This is a genomic window from Pseudoflavonifractor sp. BSD2780061688st1 E11, from assembly GCF_005844125.1.
In the GTDB taxonomy this organism is placed as follows: Bacteria; Bacillota; Clostridia; order Lachnospirales; family Lachnospiraceae; genus Sellimonas; species Sellimonas catena.
In genome coordinates this window covers 1-25,458 of the sequence record NZ_SPHM01000003.1, presented here as the reverse complement: position 1 = coordinate 25,458, position 25,458 = coordinate 1, and the positions used below count along the sequence as shown (strand labels likewise).

General features: G+C 46.3%; 23 protein-coding genes and 1 pseudogene. 23 read left to right on the top strand and 1 reads right to left on the bottom strand.

The annotated features are described in order from the left end of the window. Positions 1-104: 104 nt before the first annotated feature. The 4 genes and pseudogenes from FGQ85_RS19080 to FGQ85_RS19070 all read left to right on the top strand — a co-directional run. Positions 105-944 (top strand): annotated as a pseudogene (locus tag FGQ85_RS19080) (energy-coupling factor transporter ATPase); the annotation flags it as partial. A gap of 48 nt (positions 945-992) precedes the next feature. Continuing rightward, on the top strand, positions 993-1,880 hold the full coding sequence (locus FGQ85_RS19075) for an energy-coupling factor transporter ATPase (RefSeq protein WP_347563034.1): 888 nt from the start codon (positions 993-995) through the stop codon (positions 1,878-1,880). Further along, positions 1,877-2,701 (top strand): energy-coupling factor transporter transmembrane component T, encoded by an 825-nt coding sequence (locus FGQ85_RS01970; protein ID WP_138372509.1) that lies wholly within the window; start codon positions 1,877-1,879, stop codon positions 2,699-2,701. The genes FGQ85_RS19075 and FGQ85_RS01970 overlap by 4 nt, the downstream gene beginning before the upstream one ends. 180 nt (positions 2,702-2,881) lie before the next feature. Continuing rightward, on the top strand, positions 2,882-3,526 hold the full coding sequence (locus FGQ85_RS19070; RefSeq protein ID WP_138372508.1) for an MmcQ/YjbR family DNA-binding protein: 645 nt from the start codon (positions 2,882-2,884) through the stop codon (positions 3,524-3,526). A 150-nt stretch (positions 3,527-3,676) separates the two neighbouring features. Here FGQ85_RS19070 and FGQ85_RS01960 read toward each other — a convergent pair whose 3' ends face one another. After that, complete coding sequence (locus FGQ85_RS01960; RefSeq protein ID WP_138372507.1) at positions 3,677-4,822, bottom strand: DUF4317 domain-containing protein; 1,146 nt, start codon at positions 4,820-4,822, stop codon at positions 3,677-3,679. A gap of 118 nt (positions 4,823-4,940) precedes the next feature. Here FGQ85_RS01960 and truA point away from each other — a divergent pair, with 118 nt between their 5' ends. The 19 genes from truA (at position 4,941) to FGQ85_RS01865 (ending at position 25,088) form a co-directional block, all read left to right on the top strand. Further along, on the top strand, positions 4,941-5,720 hold the full coding sequence (gene truA, locus FGQ85_RS01955) for a tRNA pseudouridine(38-40) synthase TruA (RefSeq protein ID WP_138372506.1): 780 nt from the start codon (positions 4,941-4,943) through the stop codon (positions 5,718-5,720). A gap of 108 nt (positions 5,721-5,828) precedes the next feature. Next, a complete protein-coding gene (locus tag FGQ85_RS01950) occupies positions 5,829-6,995 on the top strand; it encodes an aminotransferase class V-fold PLP-dependent enzyme (protein ID WP_138372505.1) in 1,167 nt (388 codons plus the stop codon). 160 nt (positions 6,996-7,155) lie between these two features. Next, complete coding sequence (locus tag FGQ85_RS01945) at positions 7,156-8,430, top strand: double-cubane-cluster-containing anaerobic reductase (RefSeq protein WP_087252690.1); 1,275 nt, start codon at positions 7,156-7,158, stop codon at positions 8,428-8,430. 17 nt (positions 8,431-8,447) lie between these two features. Next, the gene (locus FGQ85_RS01940; RefSeq protein WP_087168545.1) at positions 8,448-8,702 is read left to right on the top strand and encodes a DUF3343 domain-containing protein; all 255 of its coding nucleotides are present in this window, start codon (positions 8,448-8,450) and stop codon (positions 8,700-8,702) included. A 55-nt stretch (positions 8,703-8,757) separates the two neighbouring features. Beyond that, a complete protein-coding gene (locus tag FGQ85_RS01935) occupies positions 8,758-9,525 on the top strand; it encodes an acyl-CoA dehydratase activase (protein ID WP_138372504.1) in 768 nt (255 codons plus the stop codon). Between the two features lie 73 nt (positions 9,526-9,598). After that, complete coding sequence (locus FGQ85_RS01930; protein WP_138372503.1) at positions 9,599-10,033, top strand: RrF2 family transcriptional regulator; 435 nt, start codon at positions 9,599-9,601, stop codon at positions 10,031-10,033. 263 nt (positions 10,034-10,296) lie between these two features. After that, entirely contained in the window at positions 10,297-11,226 is a 930-nt protein-coding gene (gene cysK / locus FGQ85_RS01925; protein WP_171027857.1) for a cysteine synthase A, read from the top strand. A gap of 54 nt (positions 11,227-11,280) precedes the next feature. Further along, complete coding sequence (locus FGQ85_RS01920; RefSeq protein WP_138372501.1) at positions 11,281-12,591, top strand: O-acetylhomoserine aminocarboxypropyltransferase/cysteine synthase family protein; 1,311 nt, start codon at positions 11,281-11,283, stop codon at positions 12,589-12,591. 204 nt (positions 12,592-12,795) lie between these two features. After that, complete coding sequence (locus FGQ85_RS01915; protein ID WP_138372500.1) at positions 12,796-13,920, top strand: carbohydrate kinase family protein; 1,125 nt, start codon at positions 12,796-12,798, stop codon at positions 13,918-13,920. 13 nt (positions 13,921-13,933) lie between these two features. Further along, positions 13,934-14,767 carry a class II fructose-bisphosphate aldolase gene (locus FGQ85_RS01910; protein WP_138372499.1) on the top strand — a complete coding sequence of 278 codons (834 nt, stop codon included), beginning with the start codon at positions 13,934-13,936 and terminating at the stop codon, positions 14,765-14,767. A gap of 13 nt (positions 14,768-14,780) precedes the next feature. Then, a complete protein-coding gene (locus FGQ85_RS01905) occupies positions 14,781-15,461 on the top strand; it encodes a D-lyxose/D-mannose family sugar isomerase (RefSeq protein WP_087168538.1) in 681 nt (226 codons plus the stop codon). Positions 15,462-15,669: 208 nt separating this feature from the next. Next, positions 15,670-16,653 carry a sugar ABC transporter substrate-binding protein gene (locus FGQ85_RS01900; RefSeq protein WP_087252697.1) on the top strand — a complete coding sequence of 328 codons (984 nt, stop codon included), beginning with the start codon at positions 15,670-15,672 and terminating at the stop codon, positions 16,651-16,653. A 103-nt stretch (positions 16,654-16,756) separates the two neighbouring features. Then, entirely contained in the window at positions 16,757-18,217 is a 1,461-nt protein-coding gene (locus tag FGQ85_RS01895) for a sugar ABC transporter ATP-binding protein (protein WP_207738684.1), read from the top strand. Positions 18,218-18,238: 21 nt separating this feature from the next. Continuing rightward, positions 18,239-19,228, top strand: coding sequence for an ABC transporter permease (locus FGQ85_RS01890; protein WP_171027856.1), 990 nt, complete (start codon positions 18,239-18,241; stop codon positions 19,226-19,228). 138 nt (positions 19,229-19,366) lie between these two features. Beyond that, positions 19,367-20,293, top strand: coding sequence for a sugar ABC transporter substrate-binding protein (locus FGQ85_RS01885; RefSeq protein ID WP_138372498.1), 927 nt, complete (start codon positions 19,367-19,369; stop codon positions 20,291-20,293). Position 20,294: 1 nt separating this feature from the next. Then, positions 20,295-21,596 (top strand): sensor histidine kinase, encoded by a 1,302-nt coding sequence (locus FGQ85_RS01880; protein ID WP_138372497.1) that lies wholly within the window; start codon positions 20,295-20,297, stop codon positions 21,594-21,596. Next, a complete protein-coding gene (locus FGQ85_RS01875; RefSeq protein WP_087168533.1) occupies positions 21,589-22,260 on the top strand; it encodes a response regulator transcription factor in 672 nt (223 codons plus the stop codon). The genes FGQ85_RS01880 and FGQ85_RS01875 overlap by 8 nt, the downstream gene beginning before the upstream one ends. 4 nt (positions 22,261-22,264) lie before the next feature. After that, entirely contained in the window at positions 22,265-23,599 is a 1,335-nt protein-coding gene (locus FGQ85_RS01870; protein ID WP_138372496.1) for an extracellular solute-binding protein, read from the top strand. A gap of 337 nt (positions 23,600-23,936) precedes the next feature. Then, the gene (locus FGQ85_RS01865; protein ID WP_138372495.1) at positions 23,937-25,088 is read left to right on the top strand and encodes a site-specific integrase; all 1,152 of its coding nucleotides are present in this window, start codon (positions 23,937-23,939) and stop codon (positions 25,086-25,088) included. The last annotated feature ends 370 nt before the right edge of the window (positions 25,089-25,458 follow it).

Below are 25,458 nucleotides of genomic sequence, written 5' to 3'. Positions count from 1 at the left end.
TGCTGGTTCTGGCGGCAGCTCTTTTTCCATTTTACTAATGACCGGGAATGTGGTACACTATACGAAATATGGTGAAAAATGAAGAAGTAAGAGGTTGACTGCAGATGAGTATGGTAAAAACCGACAAGCTTGTATTTGAATATGAGAAACGAGACGAGGAAGGAAATGTCATCGGGAAGCAGCGGGCCATTGATGAGGTAGATCTGGAGATTGAAAAGGGGCAGTTTATTGCCATTTTGGGACACAATGGTTCCGGAAAATCCACGTTTGCAAAGCATATCAATGCGCTTTTAATTCCGGGAGGCGGCACGATGTGGGTCGGCGGCCGGGATACCAAAGATGAGGATGAGCTGTGGAACATCCGCCAGAGTGCGGGGATGGTGTTCCAGAATCCAGACAATCAGATCATTGCCACGGTGGTGGAAGAGGATGTTGGATTCGGCCCGGAGAATCTGGGGGTGCCGTCAAAGGAGATCTGGAAAAGAGTAGAGGATGCGCTGGAAAAAGTAGGTATGCTGGAATATCGTTACAGTTCGCCGAACAAGCTTTCCGGCGGACAGAAGCAGCGGGTGGCAATTGCAGGTGTGGTTGCCATGCGGCCGGAGTGTATTGTGCTGGATGAGCCGACGGCGATGCTGGATCCGAATGGCCGGAAGGAAGTGATCCGGACGGTCCGGGATCTGCAGCGGCAGGAGAAGGTGACGGTCATTTTGATCACCCATTATATGGAAGAGGTGACGGATGCCGACTATATTTATGTAATGGATAAAGGGAAAGTCGTCATGCAGGGAAATCCAACGCAGATCTTCTCGCAGGTGGATCTGTTAAAGCATTACCGCCTGGATGTGCCGCAGGCGACAGCAGTGGCGGATGCGCTGATTAAAAAAGGATTTCCGGTTTCCGCGGGAACGCTGACGAGACAGAAGCTTTGTCAGGAGGTTTGTGTCCTTGCAAAGGAGAGAGGAGTTCTTCAGAATTCCCTGCCGCCGGAAGTGGTCAAAGATCACGCGCGTACCCGACCGGACGGGGAGCCGATTTTAAGTCTTCGCGGGCTGAATTATGTCTACAGTCCGGGAACTGCCTACGAAAAGCAGGCCATGAAGGATGTCAATCTGGATATCTGGCAGGGCGAATTTATCGGCATCATCGGACATACCGGATCCGGGAAATCTACGCTGATCCAGCATCTGGACGGTCTGATCCGTGCTACCAGCGGAGAATTGTATTTTGACGGTGAAAATATTTATAAAGAGGGTTACTCTATGAAAGCTCTCCGGCAGCAGGTGGGACTGGTGTTCCAGTATCCGGAGCATCAGCTCTTTGAAGCGGATGTATTGAGCGATGTCTGCTTCGGCCCGAAAAATCAGGGGCTTTCCGAGGAGGAATGTAAGAAGAGAGCAAAAGAGGCACTGGAGATGGTTGGTTTTCCAGAGTCTTTATACAATGCATCTCCGTTCGATCTTTCCGGAGGACAAAAGAGAAGGGCGGCCATTGCAGGTGTCCTTGCCATGCGCCCGAAGGTGCTGGTACTGGACGAGCCGACAGCGGGACTGGACCCGAAAGGACGGGATGACATTCTGGATCAGATTGCACTGCTCCAGAAGACCACCCATATGACAGTAATTCTGGTTTCCCACAGTATGGAGGACGTTGCCAAATATGTGGACCGGATCATTGTCATGAATCACGGAGAAAAGATTTTTGATGACACACCGAAACAGGTTTTCCTACATTATAAACGGCTGGAGGAAGTGGGACTTGCCGCACCGGAAGTGACATATCTTATGCACGAACTGCGTGAAGCAGGCGTCCCGGTTTCCACAGATATCACCCTTGTGGAGGAAGCAGCCGATGAAATAGAAAGGGTATTAAAACAATGATACGAGATATTACAATAGGCCAGTATTATCCGGCGAAGAGCCCTGTTCATAAACTGGACCCGCGTGTAAAGATTGTCAGTACACTGTTGTATCTGATTTCGCTATTTTTATTCCGGAGTATTCCGGGCTATCTGATTGCCACGATCTTTCTCTTTGGATGCATCAAATTGTCCAAAGTTCCGGTAAAATATATTCTCAAAGGATTGAAGCCGATCTTCATTCTGCTGCTGATTACGATTCTCTTCAATCTGTTTTTGACAACCGGTGGCAGAACTCTGGTTCACATCTGGATGTTCCGGGTGACGGAAGAAGGGCTTCGGACAGCAGTTTACATGGCAATCCGTCTGATTTATCTGATCATGGGCGCATCTTTGATGACGTTCACGACAACGCCGACGGCACTGACCGATGCCATCGAAAGTCTCTTGCGTCTGCTGAATCATCTGCATGTGCCGGTACATGAAATCGCAATGATGATGTCCATTGCACTTCGGTTCATTCCGATTCTTCTGGAGGAGACAGACAAGATTATGAAAGCCCAGATCGCAAGGGGAGCGGATCTGGACAGCGGAAATATTATCCAGAAGGCCAAGGCCATGATTCCGATTCTCGTGCCGCTGTTCGTTTCAGCGTTCCGGAGAGCCAATGACCTTGCCATGGCAATGGAGTCCAGGTGCTATCGTGGCGGCGAAGGCAGAACAAAGATGAAGCCGCTTGTCTACAGTAGTCAGGATATCCGCGCGTATGTGATCGTAATCGTATACATGGTCGTTGCGGTGGGAGCAGGAAGATTTCTTCCGTTTCATATCTGGATTTTTTAATGGAAAAGAAAGCACTCTCAGTGGAAGTGTGCAAAACAAGAATAAAACTTATATATCAGAAAAAGAATCTTTTTACCGGCAAAACGGTAAAACAGATTCTTTTTTTTGATACAATGGAAACATGATAGACAGGTGTCATGTTTTGTGTGCTATAGTCAAGGAAAAAGAGGAGGAGACAAGATGAGATATGAGTGGATGGATGCGTACTTGTTAAAAAAGCGGGGCGTGACGAAAGATTATCAGCCGGTCTGGAACTGGATCCGATACCATGTGGGCGGAAAAATGTTTGCAGCCATCTGTCTGGATCAGGAGAAGCGCCCTTATTATATTAATCTGAAGCTGGAACCGGTAAAAGGTGAGGTATTCCGAAGCCAGTACGAAGACATTTTGCCGGGATACTATTCCGACAAAATCAACTGGAACTCGATCCGCCCGGACGGGGAGGTGCCGGATGACCTGATGAAAGACATGCTGGATGAGTCGTACCGCCTGGTACTGGAAGGATTCAGCCGGAAACGGCAGCGGGAAATTCTGGGTATCACCTGTTGTGGTGCAGACTGCCATGCGTGCAGCTGTTATGGCTCCATCTGCCGGGGATGCAATGAGCTTTCCGGAAAAGTATTCCACGCTCCGGAAGGAAAGGCCTGCCCGATTTACCGGTGCGCCGTTTACAAAAAGTACCGTACCAGCTGTGCCGGATGTGAGGATCTGCCGTGTGAAATCTGGAGGACAACAAAGGACCCGGAATTGGATGAGGCAGAATTTGAAGCTGATATCCGTCAGAGGATGGAGAATCTGAAAAGAGCATACGAAGATGGCATTTGATTATAAGAAAGAATGCAAAAAATTCTACCTTCCGACAGACGATCAGGAAAGCAGAAGAACGCTTAAACCAGTAAAAAGGCGCCGGTCCTGCCAAGGCAGAAGGGAATTTCTGACCTCAGCAGAACTGGCACCTTTGTTATGTATGTGTCTTTATTCGGAAATAGATCCGGACGGTCGGTTGGAAACCGGAATGCCGTTGACTTCCACACTGTCACTGAGCTGAATGACAAGGTATGGGATGCCGTCAATCAATTTTGTTTCCACCAGATCAGTCCGGTCCGGATTTACCTTGATGACCACATCCGGAGTCTTGACCTCGAAGGTTCGGGTGTTGGCCACGTTGGACGCCAGAAGAGACGGCGTGTCCCCGGCAGCAGCATCAAATTCCCGGTCAAACTGTTCCAGATTTTCCTCCCTGGCGCCGCTTCGCTCCAGAAGTTTCTTCACATCCGTCTTGTCCAGACGCAGCGGCTCCGGCTCATCTTTATGCTCTTCAATCATCTCCGTAAGGTTATCATGCAGTGTCTTGACGGTGTCAAAATTGCAAGAATCCCCAAGGGTATCACTGACCAGATACTGGAAGGTGGATTTCTGATCCCCTGCAGGCATCGGCACATGACAGCCAAGGACATTGTCAATCAGATCATCCTGAAATTCTTTTGCGTTTTTCGAATAATACAGAAGACTGTGGATGTCCGTGGAGCGGTCGTTAAAGGCCGGGAACAAAAATCCGATATCCGGCATTTCCACGATCCAGTCACGGATCCGGTCCTCAATATGATTGGTCTCCGAATTATAGCAGAGCCCTGCCTTGGAAAGCTTCACCGGGCAGATGCTGCAAAGGAGAAATTCATATACTTCGTCTGAAGCATCAAACATTTCTTCCCCGTCGGAAGATTTCCCGGGCACATCGTAGTTTGCGTGAATCAGAATAATATAATAATTTTCCCCATAGTTATAAAAATCGATAATTTTCTGGTAAAACTCATCCAGAAGCGAATCGTCCTGAAGCTTACTGTCCCGAAGTCTCAGAAGAAACTCCTGGGTGCCGCCGGAAGTTTCCTGCTCCAGCGGGAACTCCATATCCATCAGATTTTTCCCGATTCCTCCGGAAAGCGTCTTCTTAAACAGATCAAAATATTTAAACATTTCCTCCTCCGGGAGAGAAAGGAACGCATCTTTTGATTTCGTCTTTATCGTCTTTTCCCCGTCTACATAACAGCCACAGATCCGCGTAATGGCACAGTTGGCAGGAGAAAACTGCTTTTTAATTTCTGCGATTTCTTTTTTATTCATGTTCGTTCACCTCGCAGATTATCTTATCATGGATGAAGAAAATGTACAAGAAAAAGGCAGATTCTTTGGCCGCGGTGTGTTAAAATGAAGAAAGCAAACAGACGAAGGGGATCAGAACGTGAAACGAATCAAACTGACCGTCGCATACGACGGCACCAACTACTGCGGCTGGCAGGTACAGCCAAACGGAATCACAATTGAAGAAGTACTGAATAAAAAACTCAGCAAACTTACCGGAGAAGATATTCACATCATCGGAGCAAGCAGAACCGACTCCGGCGTCCACGCCCTTGGAAATGTGGCAGTTTTTGATACAACAAGTACAATTCCACCGGAACGGTTTGCCTATGCCATCAACCAGAGACTGCCCGAGGACATTGTAGTCACACAGTCCGAGGAAGTTCCTATGGATTGGCACCCAAGGTATCAGGACTGCATAAAATACTACGAATACCACATTCTCAACAGATCACTCCCGGATCCGCTGAAACGCCTGACCACAAGCCACGTCTCCTTCCCGCTGGATGAAGCTAGAATGCAGGAGGCGGCCAATTACCTCATCGGTACACACGATTTCAAAAGCTTCTGCAATATCCGCACAAACACGGACGACACCGTACGCACCATTTACAGTCTCGACGTTGTCCGGGACGGAGAAGAAATCACCATCTACATCAGCGGAAACGGCTTCCTCTACAACATGGTACGCATCATCGCCGGCACACTCATCCGCGTCGGCCGGGGATTCTATCAGCCAGAACAAGTCAAAGAAATCCTCGAAACAAAAGAACGAACTGAAGCCGGCGTCACCGCACCACCACAAGGCCTCAGACTTGCAAAAATACAATATTCATCGGGGACGTGTTCCGATTCAAAGGTACACGACGTAAATGAGTAAAAAATGGCCTTCAGCCCAGTAAAATCAAGGGCTGGAGCCAATTGTCAGATAATTTTCACTGGGGACGTGTTCCGGTGCATCGGAACACGTCCCCGGAAAGGAGGAGCGATGGGGAAGATCTATTTTGATAATGGAAGTACGTCGTTTCCGAAGGCGCCGGGTGTGGCTCGTGCGATGGCGGAGTTTCTGGAGCGGGGTGCGTTTAATATTAATCGTGGCGGCTACGAGGGGGCTTATGAGCTGGCGGGCCGGGTGCTGGATACGCGTGAGATGCTTGCGAAGCTGTTTCATGCGGAAAGTTCCAGACAGGTGATTTTTACCCCGGGAATCACATGGTCTTTGAACATGTTTTTAAATGGATTTTTGAGGGAGAGGGATCATGTGGTGGTCTCCGGCATGGAGCATAATGGTGTGATGCGTCCGCTGGAACAGCTGAGGAAGACGAAGGGAATTTCTTATGATGTGGCAAGGACGTCGTCAGAGGGCGAGGTGACAGCTGAGGCCGTGGAGGAGAAGATCGGTCCGAAGACAAGGCTGGTGCTTGTGCTGCATGCTTCCAATGTGTGCGGAACGGTGCTTCCGATTGAAGAGATCGGGGAGGTCTGCAAACGGCATGATGTCTTTTTTGCGGTGGATACGGCTCAGAGTGCGGGGGCACTTTCCATTGACATGCAGAAGGCAAACATCGATTTTCTGGGATTTACCGGGCATAAGGGGCTCAAAGGCCCGCAGGGGATCGGCGGCTTTTTGATTTCGCCGGAGCTGGATGCCTGTGTCCGGCCGGTGATTCTCGGCGGAACGGGAAGTCATTCGGATCTGCTGTCCCAGCCGGAAGAACTGCCGGATAAGTACGAGAGCGGAACGATGAATCTTCCGGGAATCATCGGGCTCCATGCGGCTCTTTCCTATCTGGAAGAAACGGGAATCGATGTGATCCGCAGGAAAAAGGAACAGCTGACCGCCCGGTTTCTGGATGGAGTCAGAGAGATCCCGGGTGTGCGTGTGATCGGAAAGCAGACGATGGAGCACCGGATGGCGGTGGTCTCTCTTGATTTTCCAGAAATGGATAATGCGATCGCGGCATTTCTTCTGGAACAGGAGTACGGGATTATGACGCGGGTCGGCCTGCACTGTGCGCCGCTGGCCCATCAGAGTCTTGGAACTTTTCCAAAAGGAACGGTGCGGTTTTCGTTCAGTGAGGAAAATACGGAAGAAGAAATTTCCAGAGGAATCGAAGCGGTCAAGCGGATTACTGAAAATAGAGATTATCTATAAACAATTATAATTATGTGAAAAAACGATAGAATAATCTGCCGGGCGAAATTGAAGCAGTTCCGGAAACATGTTACCCTTAACGTAAGAGAATCATTGACAGACAAAAGGCGCGGCTTACCAGCAGCCGTGTCTTTGTTTCGTGACAAAGGAGGAAAAAGAAATGGCAGATTATCATCAGATGTGGAAAGATCTTGGAATGGACGTAGAGACCCACGATCAGCTCTGCGAAGTGCTTCCGCAGGCGTTTGGAGATGTGTATCTTTCTCAGGAAAACAGACCGGAAGGAATGGATTATTATAATTTTGTTGTTGCGGAAATTCACGGCGTTCGTCCGGCAGAACTGATTGAGCATCAGAAAAAAGGCGGAAAAGTGTTTGGAACATTTTGCGTCTATGTACCGGATGAAATTGTGTTTGCGGCAGACGCAATTGCAACGGGACTGTGCGGTGGTTCCCAGTTCTGGGTTCCGGGCGGTGAGAAGGTGCTGCCGACCAATACCTGTCCGCTGATCAAGGCATCCGTAGGGGCAAGACTGGACCGGACCTGTCCGTTCTTCCGGATTGCGGACATGTATGTCGGTGAGACGACCTGCGACGGAAAGAAGAAAGCATGGGAAATTCTGGCGGAAGATGTGCCGGTCCATGTCATGGATCTTCCGCAGATGAAGCGGGAAAAGGACATCAAAGCATGGGCAGATGAGATCCGTATTTTCCGGGGCGTAGTTGAAGAGATGACAGGCAATCAGGTGACGGCAGAATCTCTGCACAATGCCATTGTTCTGATCAATAATAAGAGACGGGCACTTTCCAGACTGTATGATTTAAGAAAAAATGAAAAACTTCCGATCAGCGGAAAGGATGCCCTTTTGATTTCCCAGATTGCATTCTATGATGATCCGACCCGGTTTACCGAGATGACAAACAAGCTTTGCGATGAGCTGGATCAGAGAGTCAAAGACGGCGTCAGCGTATTCCCGGAAGGAACAAAGAGAATCATGCTGACAGGTACTCCGCTTGCGATTCCGAACTGGAAGCTTCACAACCTGGTAGAAACAAGCGGCGGTGCGGTAGTCTGTGAAGAAATGTGTACAGGTACCCGGTACTTTGAACGTCTTGTGGACGAAGCAGAGGGAACGGTGGATGAGCAGATCGACCATCTGGCAGAGCGGTATATGGGCATCAACTGTGCATGCTTTACACCGAACTCCGCACGAATCGACGATATTATCCGTCTTGCAAAAGAATACAAGGTAGACGGAATTATTGACGTGAACCTGAAATTCTGCAGCCTGTATGACTGTGAAGGCTACCATGTAGAAAAAGCGCTGAAAGAGGCAGGTATCCCGGTACTTGGCATTGAAACGGATTATACGGACAGTGACGCGCAGCAGCTTCGTACCAGAATCAGCGCATTTATTGAAATGTTAAACAGCTAAAGAAAGCTGGTGCAGGAATGATTTCATATTATGTGCTTTTTCCCAATCACGATAATGGGATGCGGCTTTACCGGGAAATGAAAGAAAACGGCCTGAAATGTACGATTGCTCCGACTCCGCGCGAGGCGAGCAAGTGCTGCGGCATTTCACTTCTTGTAAAAAAAGAAGATCTGGATCAGATCAGGCAGATTGTGAAAGAAAAACAGATTGAAATTCTTCAGATTGCAGAAATCAAAAAGGATATCGATCCCAACAGGGACCGGTATTGCTGAAAAACAGGCGGGGACGCAAATAAGCGTCCCCAAATCATGGTGGAGGGAATGAAACATGAATTACGTAGGAATCGACATCGGATCAACTGCTTCCAAGGTTGTGGTAAGAGGGGATGCAAATGCGCATTTCGTACTTCCGACCGGATGGAGCAGTAAGGAGACGACGAAGAAGATAAAAGAACATTTAAAAGAGCTGGGAGCAGACGTGGAAAACGACGACACCCGCGTTGTTGCTACCGGATACGGCCGTGTGGCTGTGGATTTTGCAGATCATGTGATCACAGAGATCACATGCCATGCAAGAGGAGGACGGGAACTGGCACACGGAGACTGTGCAGTCATTGATGTGGGCGGACAGGACACGAAAGTCATCATGGTGGAACAGGGCATGGTCGTGGACTTCCTGATGAATGACAAATGTTCGGCGGGAACCGGGAAATTTCTGGAGATTATGGCTAACCGTCTGGGCGTGACCATCGACGAACTGTTTGAGATGGCTGCAGCAGGGGAGGTCCTCCCGATCAGTTCCCTGTGCACGGTATTCGCTGAATCCGAGGTCATTAACTACATTGGTGAAGGGCAGAAACGGGAAAATATCGCTGCCGGAGTCGTAGATTCGGTGGCTGCAAAAGTAGCCCAGCTGGCACAGAGAAAGGACCTTCCTGATCACATCATCCTGACCGGAGGACTGAGCCACAGCATCTATTTCACAGATATTCTCAGTAAAAAAATCGGCAAAAAAGTAGAACCGACGGAAAATGGACGCTACGCAGGCGCACTCGGCGCATCTTATCTGGCGGAAGAAAAAAAGAAAAGAGTATAAAGATCACGGGTCTGTACTTGACGAATTCCCTCGACAACAGGTATGATAACAGAGAAGATTGGGAGGGAATTGCATGAAAATTTCAACAAAAGGAAGATATGCACTCAGGCTGATGCTGGATCTGGCTCTCCATGATCAGGAAAAACCAATCCGGCTCAAAGGCGTAGCCGCACGGCAGGGAATTTCTGTCAAATATCTGGAAAGCATTGCAGGGGTACTCGCAAAAGCAGGGTACATCCGAAGCCTTCGGGGAGCACAGGGCGGCTATTTTCTCAAATACAGTGCAGAACAATATAAAGTCGGCGACATTCTGAGACTGACAGAAGGAAGCATGGCACCGGTAGACTGCCTCGAAACAGAAGAAAACCACTGCCCGCGCGCAGAAACGTGCACCACACTCCGTCTCTGGAAAGAACTCGACACCGCAGTCAAAAGCGTAATCGATCACTACACACTCGCCGATCTCGTAACATGGGAAAAACAAAAAGGAAACGAATACATTATCTAACAGAAAGAAACAAAGCCCACGACGACAAGCAAAGTCCAAGGTGGGAAAAATAAAACAGAAGATACAGAAGATAAATAAGGCAAAAGGAAAAGGGGACAAATGTCCTCTTTTTCTTTTGCCTATCCCCATAAAAACAACAAAAACCCCTTGACAAAGAGAAACATATCTCATATAATTCCTATAAAATTTATAGGAAATCAACTCATTGGGGACAGGTTCCGATGCATCGGAACACGTCCCCGAAATAGAAAGAAGGGATTTACATGACTGTTTTTAGTAGTGTTTTGGATATGGTTGGTGGTACTCCGCTTCTTGAGGCGGGAAATCTTGAGAGGGAGTTTGGTCTGAAGGCGAAGATCCTGATGAAGCTTGAGTATTTGAATCCGGCTGGAAGTGTGAAGGATCGGATTGCGAGGGCGATGATTCTGGATGCCAGAGAGAAAGGGCTTTTGAAGGAGGGGGCTACGTTAATTGAGCCGACTTCTGGAAATACGGGCATTGGTCTTGCTTCGATGGCGGCGTCTCTTGGATATCGGCTGATTTTGACAATGCCGGAGACAATGAGTGTTGAGCGGAGAAATATCCTGAAGGCGTACGGGGCTGAGATTGTTTTGACAGATGGTGCCCGTGGAATGACAGGGGCAATTGAGAAAGCAAAGGAGCTTGCGCAGGAGATTTCGGACAGTTTTATTCCGGGGCAGTTTGAGAATCCGGTGAATCCAAAGGCACACATTGAGACTACAGGGCCTGAGATCTGGGAGGATACGCAAGGACAGGTTGATATTTTTGTAGCAGGTGTTGGAACAGGCGGAACCATCACAGGTGTGGGTACCTATCTGAAAGAGAAAAATCCGAATGTGAAGATTGTGGCGATGGAGCCTTCGGATTCGCCGGTGCTTTCCGGAGGAAAGCCGGGCCCGCACAAACTGCAGGGAATCGGTGCGGGATTCATCCCGGATACGCTGGATACGGAAATTTATGATGAGATTCTTACCATCGGTTCAGAGGAAGCGTTTTCCGGTGCGCGCCAGATTGCGCAGAAGGAAGGCGTTCTGGTGGGAATTTCTTCCGGTGCGGCTTTTGCGGCGGCAGTGAAGCTTGCGAAACGGCCGGAAAATGAAGGAAAGATGATTGTTGTCCTGCTTCCGGATTCAGGAGACCGGTACTACTCCACTCCGTTGTTTACTGCATAGAGAATCCGAATAACAGGCCAGAAAATAAAAAAGCAGCGAAAGGAAAGACAGAGTATGGAAAAAAATTTGACAAGAGACAAAAGAAACCTGAAATTTGAAACATTGCAGCTTCATGTTGGACAGGAGCAGGCGGATCCGGCTACAGACGCAAGGGCAGTGCCGATTTACCAGACAACCTCCTACGTGTTTCATGACTGCCGGGATGCAGAGGATCGTTTCAGCCTGAAAGCAGAAGGAAATATTTACGGCCGTCTGACCAATCCGACCCAGGCAGTGTTTGAGCAGAGAATGGCTGCTCTGGAAGGCGGTTCGGCAGCGCTTGCGGTTGCATCCGGTGCGGCAGCGATCTGCTATACGTTTCAGGGCCTTGCCGGACAGGGGGATCACATCGTGGCGGCAAAAAATATTTACGGCGGAACATACAATCTGCTGGCCCATACTCTGCCGGAATATGGAATCACAACGACATTTGTAGATCCATTTCAAACAGGAGCGTTTGAAGATGCGATTCAGGAAAATACAAAGGCCGTTTTTATTGAAACTCTGGGAAATCCAAACTCGGACATCACGGATATTAAGGCGGCGGCAGAGGCGGCTCATGCCCATGGGATTCCGCTTGTGATTGACAATACGTTCGGAACGCCGTATCTGATTCGGCCGATTGAACACGGAGCAAATATTGTAGTTCATTCGGCGACAAAATTTATCGGAGGCCACGGGACAAGCCTTGGCGGAATTATCGTGGAGAGCGGAGCATTTGACTGGGAAGCATCCGGAAAATTCCCGTCTCTGACAGAGCCAAACGCAAGTTATCATGGCGTGGTATTTTCCAAAGCCGCGCCGCAGGCGGCGTTTATCACAAAACTTCGTGCTATTGTTCTGCGTGATATGGGAGCAGCAATTTCTCCATTTAACGCCTTTTTACTGCTTCAGGGACTGGAAACCTTGTCTCTCCGTGTGGAACGTCATGTGGAGAATGCCCTGCAGGTTGTACGGTATCTGAATCAGCATCCGATGGTGGAATGTGTCCATCATCCTGCTGTGACGGAAGAGGAAGATCAGAAACAGTTGTATAAAGCCTACTTCCCGAAAGGCGGCGCTTCGATCTTCACTTTTGAAATCAAAGGCGGCGCAGAAGAAGCAAGGAAATTTATCGACAGCCTGGAAATTTTCTCCCTCCTTGCAAATGTGGCGGATGTGAAATCACTGGCAATCCATCCGGCTTCCACAACACATTCACAGCTGAATGAGGAAGAATTAAAAGAACAGGGTATCCGTCCGAATACCATCCGTCTTTCCATTGGAACGGAGCATATTGATGATATTATCGAAGATCTGGAGACGGCATTTGAGAGAATAAAATAGGAAAATAAGTATAGGAAGAGTTTTGGACAAGAAAGTTCGGAACTCTTCTTTTTGTATTCAAACAGCAGGATGAAAATTGTGAAAAATGTATATTACAAATGTCACAACTTGAATGATAATTGTAATAAGCTTACAAAAGCGAATTGACTTTTAGTATTCCAATGATATGATAAAGATAGTATTCAGACGGAAAAGGAGGGCTTTATGAAAAAGAAAAAAATCATGGTAGCAGGACATATTTCCCTCGATATTACTCCAGAATTCCACAATTCCGGAACACAAAAATTTTCGGAAATTCTAAGACAGGGGAAGCTTGTCAATGTGGGGCCTGCCCAGATGACATTGGGAGGTGCGGTTTCCAATACCGGACTTGCTTTGCAGAAGCTGGGGGCGGATGTGATTCTGACAGCAAAAATCGGGACAGATCTTTTCGGGGATATCATGATGAAAAAGCTGGAGGAGTACGGATGCCCGATGCATTTGATCCGGGATGAAGAGGGAGCCACTTCTTATACGATTGTGCTTGCTCCAAAAGGAAGCGACAGGGCATTTCTGCATGATCCAGGCAGTAATCACACGTTCTGTGCAGACGACCTGGACTGGGAGGAAGTAAAAAAGGTGGATTATTTTCACTTTGGGTATCCGACTTTGATGCGCCGGTTTTATGAAAATGATGGGGCAGGACTGGTAAAGCTGTATAAAGCGGTAAAGTCCGCAGGTCTTACTTCTTCTTTGGACCTCGCAGCTGTTGACCCGGAATCCGAATCGGGACAGTGTGACTGGGAAAGTATCTTAAAACAAGTGCTTCCATATGTGGACTTTTTCGTCCCGAGTATCGAAGAGCTTGCTTATATGGTGGATCGTGAAAAATATCAGGAATGGCAGGAAAGAGCAGAAGGCGAGGATATTGTATCGATTCTTTCTCTTAGCAAAGATGTCCGGCCTCTAGCTGAGAAAGTACTGTCCTATGGATGCGGTGCTGTCTTGTTAAAATGCGGTGCGGCAGGTATGTACTTAAAGACTTCGGGAAAAGAGAGAATGAGGAACGTGGATGCTGACTTGGAAGGCTGGGAAAATACAGAACTTTTTGAAGACAGCTTCGTCCCTGAACGGATTTTGTCCGGAACCGGAGCGGGCGACACCAGTATTTCGGCATTTCTGTATGCTGCCATGCAGGGATGTACACCAAAAGAAAGTATTGAATATGCCGCGGCGACCGGTGCGTGCTGCGTATCAACATACGATACGATCAGCGGCTTAAAGTCTTTCGCGGAATTAAGGGAAAAGATACAAAATGGCTGGAAAAAGCAGAAGATTATGAAAGAATAGGAGGAAAATAACAATGATTGTATCCATGAAAACCGTCTTAGACATAGCGGATGCAGAAAATATGGCGATTGGGGCCTTCAATGTTACAGAACTGGAAGGAATCCAGGCAGTATTAGGGGCAGCAGAAGAGCTGGGACAACCGGTAATTCTTCAATTTGCTCCGGTACATGAAGAGTATATCTCTTTGAAAACGATCGGACCGATTATGGTATTGATGGCTGACAAGGCAAAAGTACCGGTATGCGTTCATCTGGATCACTGCGACAATTTTGATATGATCCGGGAGGCGCTGGATATGGGATTTTCCTCTGTCATGTATGACGGATCCATGCTGCCGTATGAGAAAAACTGTGCATATACGAAAGCTGCAGTGGAAATCGCCCAAATGTACGGTGCGTCTGTGGAGGCTGAAATCGGCGCAATGAACAGTGAAGATGGAAAGGCACAGAATGACTGCTATACAGATCCGAAAGAGGCGGGAAATTTTGTCAAAGCGACTGGCATCGATGCGCTTGCATGTTCCTTCGGAACCGTCCACGGCTTATATACAGCGGAACCGAAGCTGGATTTTGACCGGATTGAGAAAATCCGGGAGACGATTGGAATTCCGATTGTCATGCACGGCGGAAGCGGAGTCAGCGATGAGGATTTCAGAAAATGCATTGACCGGGGTGTAAGAAAAATAAATTATTATACTTATCGCGCAAAAGCAGGCGGTGAATATGTAAAACAGAAATGCATGGAAACAGATGGACCGGTATTTTTCCATGATATCACATGCTGGGCAAGAGACTGCATGAAAGAGGATGTTCTTCATGCCATGCGTGTTTTTTCCGGATGCAAATAGGAGGGATAAAGAAATGAAACGTTCCGAAATTAATCAGGCATTAAAAAATATGGAAGAGATGATCAGAAAATGCGGTTTCCATCTTCCGCCATTCTGTGACTTTACACCGGATGAATGGAAAGAAAAAGGACATGAATATGATGAAATCCGTGATAATATGCTGGGATGGGATATCACAGACTATGGCCTTGGAAATTTCAAGAAGATCGGATTTTCTCTGATCACTCTCAGAAATGGAAATACGCATATGGATAAATATAAAAAAACATATGCGGAAAAGCTTCTTTATCTGGAAGAAGATCAGTCCGCAACGATGCATTTCCACTGGACAAAAATGGAAGACATCATAAACCGTGGAGGTGGAAATGTTCTGATCCGTGTTTATAATTCCAAAGAGGATGGATCTTTTGATGATACCGATGTTACCATCCATAGTGACGGAAGGGAATATACCGTTCCGGCGGGAACACAGATCAGGCTGACCCCGGGCGAAAGCATTACGGTATATCCGTATATGTACCATGACTTTGAAGTGGAGAAAGGAAGCGGGGCAGTTCTGTTAGGAGAAGTTTCCATGTGCAATGACGATAACACGGATAATCGTTTCTACGAGCCGATGGGAAGATTCCCGGAGATCGAAGAGGATGAAGCTCCTTACCGGCTGCTGTGCAATGAATATCCGCCGGCACCGTAAAAATACAGACAAATCAGCGCTGTGCAAAGCAGACAACCTGGAAAGATGTCTGACGCACAGCGCTATTTTTGTCGAGAATATATTACATTTGTCATTTAAAACATTGCAAATGTCATGTGGAAATCGTTACATTGTACACCTGCACAAAAAATCACGTTTTGCTATGATGAATCTATCAAAAATACACAAAGCAAAAGGAGGAAAGATTATGAAAAGAAAAGTGTTAAGTGTATTGCTTGTGGCAGCGATGGCAGGAACCATGTTAATGGGATGTAACAGCGGAGACAGTGGTTCCGGCGGATCGGACAATGGCGGATCATCCGACGACGGCGGCAAACACTACAAATTCGCCTATACCTGTATGGACGGAACAAACCCGTTCTTTGTGACAATCGAAGACAAGATCAAAGAACTGGTAGAGGCAAACGGCGATGAACTGATTTCTACAGACCCGGCTAATGATGTTTCTCTTCAGATTACCCAGGTAGAAGATATGGTATCCCAGAACATCGATGGTATCTTCTTAAATCCGGTTGAAGCAGAAGGAATTTTGCCGGCACTTGACGCACTGAAAAGCGCAGAAGTACCGATCGTAAACTTCGACACAGAAGTAGCGGATATGTCTTATGTAGCGTCTTATACAGGATCGGATAACTACAACGCAGGAAAAGTTTGTGGAGAAGACCTCGTAAAGAAATGTCCGGACGGCGGGAAAATCATCGTACTGGATTCCCCGACAATGAACTCCGTTACAGACAGAACAAATGGATTCCTGGATGCGATCGAAGGACACGGATTTGAAATCGTAGCACAGCAGGATGCAAAGGGAAATCTGGAAGTATCCATGGGTATCGCAGAAGACCTTCTGCAGGGCAACAGCGACGTTGTAGCAATCTTCGGTGGAAATGACCCTACAGCACTTGGCGCATTAGCAGCAGCAAACGCAGCAGGCCTTGAAGATGTATTAATTTACGGCGTAGACGGTTCACCGGATGTGAAATCCGAACTGGCATCAGGAGATTCTCTGATGGAAGGTACCGGAGCACAGTCCCCGATCGCGATCGCAGAAAAAGCAGTAGAAATCATGTATGACATCATGGAAGGAAAAGAGGTAGAAGACCGTTATCCGGTTGATACTTTCCTGATCACTGCTGACAATGTAGAAGAATACGGCACAGACGGCTGGCAGTAAGAAGAATGTATTTCAGGGGAACGGACGATTGTCTGTTCCCCGGACTTGAGGAAAAGCAAAACAGGAAGTAGGTGAAAGCGTGAGCAAAAATGTGCTGTTGGAAATGAAACATATACATAAGCGCTTTGCAGGGGTGCATGCGCTTAATGATATCAGCCTGGAACTGCACGCAGGAGAAGTACATGCCCTCCTTGGGGAAAACGGAGCCGGAAAGTCGACACTGATCAAAGTCCTCGGAGGGATTTATTCTGCGGATGAGGGAGAAATATGGATTGATGGGAAAAAAGTAGAAATCAAAGGCGTAAAAGATGCCCAGGACAATGGGATCGCGATCATCCATCAGGAGCTGGTATTGGTTCCGCACATGACAGTAGCGGAAAATATTTTTCTCGGAAGAGAATTTGGAAGCGGTTTCCTTATTAACCGGGCGAAGATGAACGAGGAAGCGCAGAAGCTTCTCGATGCCAATCAGGTGCATATTAAAGCCGATACTCTGGTAGGTAAGCTGACAATAGCACAGCAGCAGATGGTAGAAATTGTAAAAGCAATTTCGTACAATTCGAGAATTCTTGTCATGGATGAGCCGACCTCTTCGATTGCAGATAAAGAAGTGGAATTCCTGTTTGAGACGATGAGGAAACTGGCAAAACAAGGCGTTGGAATTATCTATATATCGCACAAAATGAGCGAGCTCGAAGAAATTTGTGACAGAGTAACCGTCATGAGAGATGGTGAGTATGTCGGAACCAAAGTGGTAAAAGAGACAAACAAAGATGAGCTGATTGCCATGATGGTAGGTCGTGAACTGACAAGCTATTACACAAGAGAGTATCAGGAACCGGGGGAAGAAATACTCCGGTGTGAACATATTTCTGACGGTAATATGGTACGTGATGTCAGCTTCAATCTGCACAAAGGAGAAATCATCGGCTTTGCCGGACTGGTGGGGGCTGGAAGAAGTGAAACAATGAAAGCCATTTTCGGTCTGACCAAAGGAGCCAAAGGAGATATCTACCTGAAAGGGAAAAAAACAAAGATCTCGTCACCTGTAGAAGCAATGAAAAACGGCATTGCCCTTGTCCCGGAAAACAGAAAAGAGGAAGGGCTCTATAAGGTACAAAGTGTGCGGTTTAATATGACCATTGAAATTATGGATCAATTCATAAAAGGAATCCGGGTTAATGAAAAGAAAGAAATCGAAATCACACAGAAATACATTGACATGATGTCTACAAAAACTCCGACACAATTACAGAAAATCGGAAACCTTTCCGGCGGAAATCAGCAGAAAGTTATCATCGGAAGATGGCTTGCCACCAATCCGGATGTATTAATTATGGATGAGCCGACCAGAGGAGTGGATGTAGGAGCGAAATCCGAAATTTATGTGATCATGAATGAACTGGTGAAAAAAGGCATGTCCATCATTATGATTTCCTCCGAACTTCCGGAAATCATCAACATGAGCGATCGGATTTATGTCATGTCAGAAGGCCGTGTTACAGGATGTCTTTCCCATGAGGAAGTCACTCAGGAAGCTGTGATGCAGCTGGCGGCGAAGTAGAAGGAAAAGGGGGAACGAAACATGGCTCAGACAAAAGGAAATAAAGCAAAACTGCCCGCTACAGAAAATAAAGCAGCAGTATTTTTGAGGGAGAACCTGGGAATTATTATAGCACTTCTGGTGCTATGTGTTCTTCTTGCGGTTTTGCCGGCAACAAGCAGTTCATTTTTATCGACCCAGAATATGTTTAATATTCTGCGGCAGATTTCGACCAATATGCTGATTGCGTGTGCAATGACCATGGTAATTATTCTGGGAGGAATCGATCTTTCTGTTGGATCGATCATTGCTCTTTCCGGAGTAATCGCGGCAGGATGCGTATCAAGATACGAGCTTCCGATTGCTGTAGCACTCATAGCGGGAGCCCTGGTTGGTGTTGTAATCGGTGTTTTCAACGGATTTGTAATCTGTAAGACAACCATTCCGCCATTCATTGTTACACTGGCTACCATGAATATCGCCAGAGGACTTGCAAAAGTATATACCGGCGGTTCTCCGGTGCGTGTTGTTACAAAAGAATGGCAGTTTATCGGTGCAGGCTATATCGGACCGGTTCCGGTTCCTGTTATCATTATGATTATTGCCATCATTATTACAGCATTGATGATGAATAAGACCAAACTTGGACGTCATATCTATGCGGTAGGTGGAAACACACAGGCAGCAGAGTTTTCTGGAATCAAGGTAGCAAGAGTCAAATTTATTGTACACGCTTATGCGGGACTTATGGCAGGACTTGCCGGAATTATTCTGGCATCCAGAATGTATTCCGGACAGCCGACGGCAGGAGAAGGCGCTGAGATGGATGCCATTGCAGCCGTTGTAGTAGGTGGAACATCCATGGCAGGAGGTTCCGGTAAAATTGGAGGTACGATTATCGGTGCTCTGATTATCGGTGTACTGAACAATGGTCTGAACCTGATGAATGTAAATTCATTCTGGCAGGACGTAGTAAAAGGTGTCGTTATTCTCCTGGCGGTATTTATTGACTATATCCGAAACAGAAAATAATAAGAAATATCATAAAAAGGAGACTGGTGCGTCATTTTTTCGCAGCGGTCTCTTTATAATAAAGACGCTTGATAAAATAGACTAAAAGTTATACCATGATAGATAAGTATTGTGACGAAGAAGTGAACGGAGCAGAGAATGAAAAGAACAAAATGGATTGCGGCAGCACTGTGCATTGCACTCTTCTTCAGCGGATGCGCAAAAGAACAAGATCAGGAAAAACACATCTTTGGGGCTACTTACATGACAAGAAACAACCCCTATTTCGATGTCCTGAACGATGAGATTGCCGAGGGAATAGAAGCGAACGGGGACAAACTGATTGTCCGGGATCCGCTTCAGGACCAGGAAAAGCAGAATCAGCAGATCCTCGATATGATCGATGAAGGAATAGAAATTCTTTTTCTCAATCCCGTAGACAAAGTAAAAGTCAAACCGGCATTAAAGGCATGTCAGGAAGCCGGCGTTGAAATTATCAATATTGATACCCAGGTGGATGATACGGACTATGTTCTGTCCACGATCGAGACGGATAATTATCAGGCAGGACAGGAATGTGCAAAAGATATGATGAAACGGGTGGATTCGGCCAGAATTATCATTCTGGATAATCCGATGCAGGATTCGATTGTCCAGAGAGTCCAGGGATTTTTGGATACCATCGAAGGACATCCGGAATATCAGGTGGTACAGCAGATTTTCAGCGGCGGAGAAATTGAAATCTCAGCAGAAGTAGTATCCGGACTTCTGGACGAAGATTTTAATGTTGTATTTGGCGGTAACGATCCGTCTGCACTTGGCGCCCTTGCGGCTCTTCAGAAAGCAGGGAGAGAGGAAGGAATTCTGATTTACGGAGTAGACGGCTCCCCTGATTTTAAAGCCATGCTGGATCTGGGGTATGTAACCGGGACAAGCAGTCAGAGCCCGGAGACGATCGGGAAGATGGCGACGGAAATGGCATATCAGGCAATGGATGGAAAAGAAGTGGAGAAATATGTCAAGCTTCCAAGCAGGCTGATTACAAAAGAAAACCTGATGAATTACGACATAGATGGGTGGCAGTAGGATGAAAAGAAAAGCAATGAGTATTATTAAACTGCTCTTTTTTCTGATTAACATGGTACAGGCAGGCGGAATCAGCCTTTTTATCTATATGACGACAAAGAAAATCTGTGAGGATGATCAGGCCAGAGTATTTCTGGGGCAGGTAGATGCCATTCCCAAATATCCGGAAATGATTGTCTGGAGTGCACTGCTTCTCATTGCTCTTCTTGGATGCGACATGCTGATCCGGGAGACGCGGAAAGAACAAAGCGGGAAAATCATTGCGATTACACTGGGAATAGATCTGGTGTGCAGCATCGTTCTTGTCTGGATTCTGGACTTTAATTATAATGGTGTGATTTTGCTTGTCTTCGCCAATATTCTTGTATTTGTCAATGATACAAAGATAAAATACCTTCTGATCGGTATTGCGACACTTGGATATCTGGTGGCGGACTACGATTTGATTTCTGTATCCAATCATCTGTTTTCCGTCAGGGATTACATACAGTATTACAACGAGACACAGCAGCAGCTGTTGTTTTCCGTCTACAATATACTGGGATCATTGAATATTATGATTTTCATTCTGTATTGTATTAACATCATTAATGAACAGCGAAATACCATTCAGGAAGTGAATGAATGGTCCAGACAGCTTCAATATGCAAATGACCGGCTGAAGGATTACAATGAAATGACAGAAAAAATGGCTGAAACAAGGGAAAGAAACCGGGTGGCCAGAGAAATCCATGATACGCTGGGTCATACTTTGACCGGTTTGTCTGCCGGAGTTGATGCCTGCATTGCGCTGGTCGACATTGACCCTGGACAGACGAAAAAACAGCTGGAAGTAATTGCAAAGGCGGTACGAGGAGGGATTAAAGATGTCCGCAGTTCTGTTTCCGAACTGCGTGCAGATGCGCTGGAACATTTTCAGCTGGATGAAGCCATAAGCGATATGATCGCAGAAATGAATTCACTTGCGGGGGTGGAAGTAGTGTTTCATTCAGAAGTGAAACCATTCCGGTTTAGTGAAGATGAAGAAAATGTTGTTTACCGAATCATACAGGAAGGCATTACAAACGCCCTGCGTCACGGGAAAGCAACAAGAATACAGATTGACGCCAGAAAAATTGATGGAGTACTGCATCTGACAATTCAGGACAATGGATGTGGATGCAAAGAGATAAAGAAGGGATTCGGAACAAAACATATGAAAGAACGGGTTGCCATGCTGGGCGGCTCGATCCACTTCTCAGGAGAAAATGGATTCTTGATTGATGCCCGGATTCCGATAAGATGGGGTGAAGAGTATGATTAAAGTACTGATTGCAGATGACCAGGAGCTGATTCGGCAGAGTCTGCAGATTGTTTTAAACAGCAAACAGGACATTGAGGTATCAGATGTGGCTGCAAATGGCCAGGAAGTGATTCAGTGTATTCGGAAAAATAAGCCGGATATTATACTGATGGATATCCGGATGCCTAAAATGGACGGGGTCCAGTGTACAAAAATTATTAAGGAAAATTATCCGCAGATTAAGATCATCATTCTGACAACCTTTGATGATGACGAGTATGTATTTAACGCTCTGAAATATGGGGCAAGCGGATATCTTCTGAAAGGTGTCTCCATGGATGAACTGAGTGATGCAATACGCACTGTTTATAGCGGACGTGCAATGATCAATCCTGACATTGCGGCAAAAGTGCTGAGACTGTTTTCACAGATGGCGCAAACCAACTATACCATTCCTGTTGAGGAAAAAGATATCCGCCAGCTGACAAAAACAGAATGGAGAATCATTGCACAGGTAGAAAAAGGAGCAAGCAACAAGGAAATTGCAGATACACTGAGCCTTTCCGAGGGAACGATCCGTAATTACTTAAGTACGATTCTGAACAAGCTGAATCTAAGAGACCGGACGCAGCTTGCAATCTGGGCAGTACAGACGAACGCACACAAGAATATGACTGAAGAATAGGAAGATGAGATTGTACAGGAAATGGATAACAAGAATGATACAGGCAGCGGCAGCACTGCTCTTTCTGACAGGAATGTATTTCTGGAGCAGACCGCAGGCACAGACACAGGAGCTGGAGTTTGGCATGTTTACCGGAAGCAACTGGGGCGTGGAAAACGCAGACGCTTTCGTTATTATCGACAGGGCGATTGAGCGTTTTGAAGAAAGCCATCCAGGAGTAACGGTCCGCTATACTTCGGGAATTGAAAAAAAGGATTACTCCGAGTGGTGTGCAAAGCGCCTTCTGGAAGGAGAAATGCCGGATGTCTTTATGGTTCTGGATACGGACTTTAACCAGTACTGTTCCCTTGGAATTTTGCAGGAACTGAATACGTTTATAGAATCAGATCCGGAGTTTCAAAGCGAAGAGATTTTCCAGACAGCGATGGATATCGGAAAGGGCATGGAAGAAATCCAGTATGCACTTCCATATGAAGTAGTTCCAACGATGCTGTTTGTCAATAAGACACTGCTTCGGCAGGAAGGAATTGAAATGCCCCAGCAGGATTGGACCTGGGATGATTTTTTGGAAATCTGCAGAAAAGTGACAAAAGATACAGATGGTGACGGCCGGATTGACCAGTTCGGAACTTATAATTATTCCTGGCAGGATGCGATGTATACAAGCGGCGGAAGCGCGTTTGATAATGAAAAACAAAATGTAGACTTTTCCAATCAGTATGTGATTGAGTCGGTGAAATTTATGAAAGAACTACTGGCTCTGAATCAGGGCGAAAATGTGACACAGGAAGACTTTGATGCAGGAAAAGTCGCCTTCATGCCTCTGACGTTTGCAGAATACCGGACATACAAAACTTATCCATACAAAATCAAGAAGTATTCCAATTTCCAATGGGACTGCACGACATTTCCAGGCCGTACCCACGGAGAGAATATTTCCAAGGTGGACGCACTTCTGATAGGAATCAATCATGATAGTACGGAGAAAGAACTGGCGTGGGAATTTTTGAAAGAACTTGTCTGTGGATACGAAAGCCAGCTCGATATTTTCCGCTACTCACAAGGCGTATCCGTCCTGGAATCTGTAGCAAGATCTGAGAAAACGGCCTCGATTATTCAGGAAGATATGGATAAGGAAGAACAGGTTATCAGTGGAGAACTGTTGTGTGATGTCATTGAACACGGAACGATCACACCGAAATATTATCAATATGAGACGTACGAACAGATGATCAGTCTGGCAAACACCGAAATTACAGAGATCTTCGAAAAGAATAAGAATATAGAAAGCAGTATGAAGATTTTTCAGAGGGAAATCCGAAAATATCTGAATCAGTAAAAATAAGAAGCCCGGATACGATTGCGAGAAGAACAGAGTCTTCCCAAGTATCCGGGCTTTTTCCAGTAGAAACCACTTCAAGCGGCCCCGGCTTTATGTAATAATGAAAAGGATATGATAAAACGTGCTGTATTTCGCTGACATGCATATCCATCAGCCGGATTCCTACCAAAAAGCTCAGTGACAGAAATCAAATTCCGGAGCTGGAATACAGGGAAGATACAGCACACAAGCAAAGAAGAGGAGGGAGGAACAAGGTCAGTCCTGAGCGATAAAAGCCCGATTGAAATATGAAAGAATACGATCGGAAGCATCGCAAAAGAGAAAGGAAAGGGACATGGCAAGAAAAGGAGAAAATATTTACAGAAGGAAAGACGGACGCTGGGAAGGCAGATACATTGCAGACAGATCAAAAGACGGCAAAGCAGTATACCGTTCTGTCTACGCAAAAACCTATACCCAGGCCAAACAGAAACTGCAGGAAGCAAAAGAAACAAGTCAAAAAGAAATAGAGAAGAAATATCTTCCTGATTCGGAAAAAGAATTTTCGGAATTTCTCTATCGGTGGCTCGAATATATCCGGCCCCGCATCAAAGAATCTTCTTATGTAAAGTATGCAAATCTGATTGAACTTCATATTGACAAAGAAATCGGAGCAATCAAACTTGGCAGTCTGAATACTGCCATCATTGACGAGTTTATCAATACCCTTCTGGAGGGAACAGAAGAAATAGCTCCCCTTTCAGCAAAAACCGTTACAGACATTCTGGGAGTCGTCCGAAACGTGATCCGCTACATCAATGGACGATTCCAGAGAGTCGACTGTGATCTATCCCAGATCACCATAAAAAAGGAAGAAACCCGGATGCGGATTTTAAGCAGAGAAGAGCAGGAACAGCTGATCCGGTATCTGCGGGAGTATCCGTCACCAATGAACTGCGGCATCTTCCTGACCTTATTTACCGGACTTCGGATCGGGGAGCTCTGTGCGCTGACATGGGAGGATATTCATCTGCGCGAAAAAGAAGTGTTTATTCGGAAAACAATGCAGCGCATTCAGAATAAAAGACCGGAGAAACCACGGCTGGAGTGGGGAAGCAGGACCAGAATTATCATCACTCCGCCAAAAAGCAGCAAGTCAATCCGGCATATCCCGATCCCGGAAAGTGTAGCGGAAGTACTTGGGGAATACCAGAGATACGGAAACGAATATCTCCTGACGGGAAAAGAAAACAGTTACGTCGAGCCCCGCACCCTCCAGTATCATTTTAAAAAGGTTTTGAAGAAATCAAGCATCGAGGAGGCAAATTACCATGCGCTGCGCCATACTTTCGCGACGAGATGTATTGAACTTGGCTTTGACATCAAAAGCCTCAGCGAGATTCTGGGCCATGCCAGCGTTAATATCACGTTGAATCGGTATGTGCATCCATCTATGGAATTAAAGCGGGATAATATGGAAAAACTCTCCGGGCTGATTGCGGAATAACCAGTCCATATTACATTCAACGGTAAAAACAGCAGGAAATAACGGTAGAATAATAAAAAAATCGCAGAGTGTGATACTCTGCGAACCCGTTATTTTTGTATACGAAATAGTGAAAACTTTAAGGCTGTTTTCACCTCCCTAATTATAACACAACAAACTGAAAATGCAATTCTATCATACTGGAAGATGTCGTAAAAGACGGGATTCCTTCGTGAGGACAGAAAAGTGGACAGCCTTTTTTCTTTAAGATTCATTTTTCGACTTGTAGAGTTTTCAAAATTATGCGTCAAATCCCCGACTTTGCCACTTTATAAAAAGTAAATCTTCCAAAAACATCGTATTTATCAATGTTTTTGGAAGATTGATTCAA

Coding starts and splice junctions, on each gene's coding strand:
- FGQ85_RS01970 (WP_138372509.1), top strand. CDS start 1,877: ATGATACGAGATATTACAATAGGCCAGTATTATCCGGCGAAGAGCCCT.
- FGQ85_RS19070 (WP_138372508.1), top strand. CDS start 2,882: ATGAGATATGAGTGGATGGATGCGTACTTGTTAAAAAAGCGGGGCGTG.
- FGQ85_RS01960 (WP_138372507.1), bottom strand. CDS start 4,822: ATGAATAAAAAAGAAATCGCAGAAATTAAAAAGCAGTTTTCTCCTGCC.
- FGQ85_RS01950 (WP_138372505.1), top strand. CDS start 5,829: ATGGGGAAGATCTATTTTGATAATGGAAGTACGTCGTTTCCGAAGGCG.
- FGQ85_RS01945 (WP_087252690.1), top strand. CDS start 7,156: ATGGCAGATTATCATCAGATGTGGAAAGATCTTGGAATGGACGTAGAG.
- FGQ85_RS01940 (WP_087168545.1), top strand. CDS start 8,448: ATGATTTCATATTATGTGCTTTTTCCCAATCACGATAATGGGATGCGG.
- FGQ85_RS01935 (WP_138372504.1), top strand. CDS start 8,758: ATGAATTACGTAGGAATCGACATCGGATCAACTGCTTCCAAGGTTGTG.
- FGQ85_RS01930 (WP_138372503.1), top strand. CDS start 9,599: ATGAAAATTTCAACAAAAGGAAGATATGCACTCAGGCTGATGCTGGAT.
- cysK (WP_171027857.1), top strand. CDS start 10,297: ATGACTGTTTTTAGTAGTGTTTTGGATATGGTTGGTGGTACTCCGCTT.
- FGQ85_RS01920 (WP_138372501.1), top strand. CDS start 11,281: ATGGAAAAAAATTTGACAAGAGACAAAAGAAACCTGAAATTTGAAACA.
- FGQ85_RS01915 (WP_138372500.1), top strand. CDS start 12,796: ATGAAAAAGAAAAAAATCATGGTAGCAGGACATATTTCCCTCGATATT.
- FGQ85_RS01910 (WP_138372499.1), top strand. CDS start 13,934: ATGATTGTATCCATGAAAACCGTCTTAGACATAGCGGATGCAGAAAAT.
- FGQ85_RS01905 (WP_087168538.1), top strand. CDS start 14,781: ATGAAACGTTCCGAAATTAATCAGGCATTAAAAAATATGGAAGAGATG.
- FGQ85_RS01900 (WP_087252697.1), top strand. CDS start 15,670: ATGAAAAGAAAAGTGTTAAGTGTATTGCTTGTGGCAGCGATGGCAGGA.
- FGQ85_RS01895 (WP_207738684.1), top strand. CDS start 16,757: ATGAAACATATACATAAGCGCTTTGCAGGGGTGCATGCGCTTAATGAT.
- FGQ85_RS01890 (WP_171027856.1), top strand. CDS start 18,239: ATGGCTCAGACAAAAGGAAATAAAGCAAAACTGCCCGCTACAGAAAAT.
- FGQ85_RS01885 (WP_138372498.1), top strand. CDS start 19,367: ATGAAAAGAACAAAATGGATTGCGGCAGCACTGTGCATTGCACTCTTC.
- FGQ85_RS01880 (WP_138372497.1), top strand. CDS start 20,295: ATGAAAAGAAAAGCAATGAGTATTATTAAACTGCTCTTTTTTCTGATT.
- FGQ85_RS01875 (WP_087168533.1), top strand. CDS start 21,589: ATGATTAAAGTACTGATTGCAGATGACCAGGAGCTGATTCGGCAGAGT.
- FGQ85_RS01870 (WP_138372496.1), top strand. CDS start 22,265: ATGAGATTGTACAGGAAATGGATAACAAGAATGATACAGGCAGCGGCA.
- FGQ85_RS01865 (WP_138372495.1), top strand. CDS start 23,937: ATGGCAAGAAAAGGAGAAAATATTTACAGAAGGAAAGACGGACGCTGG.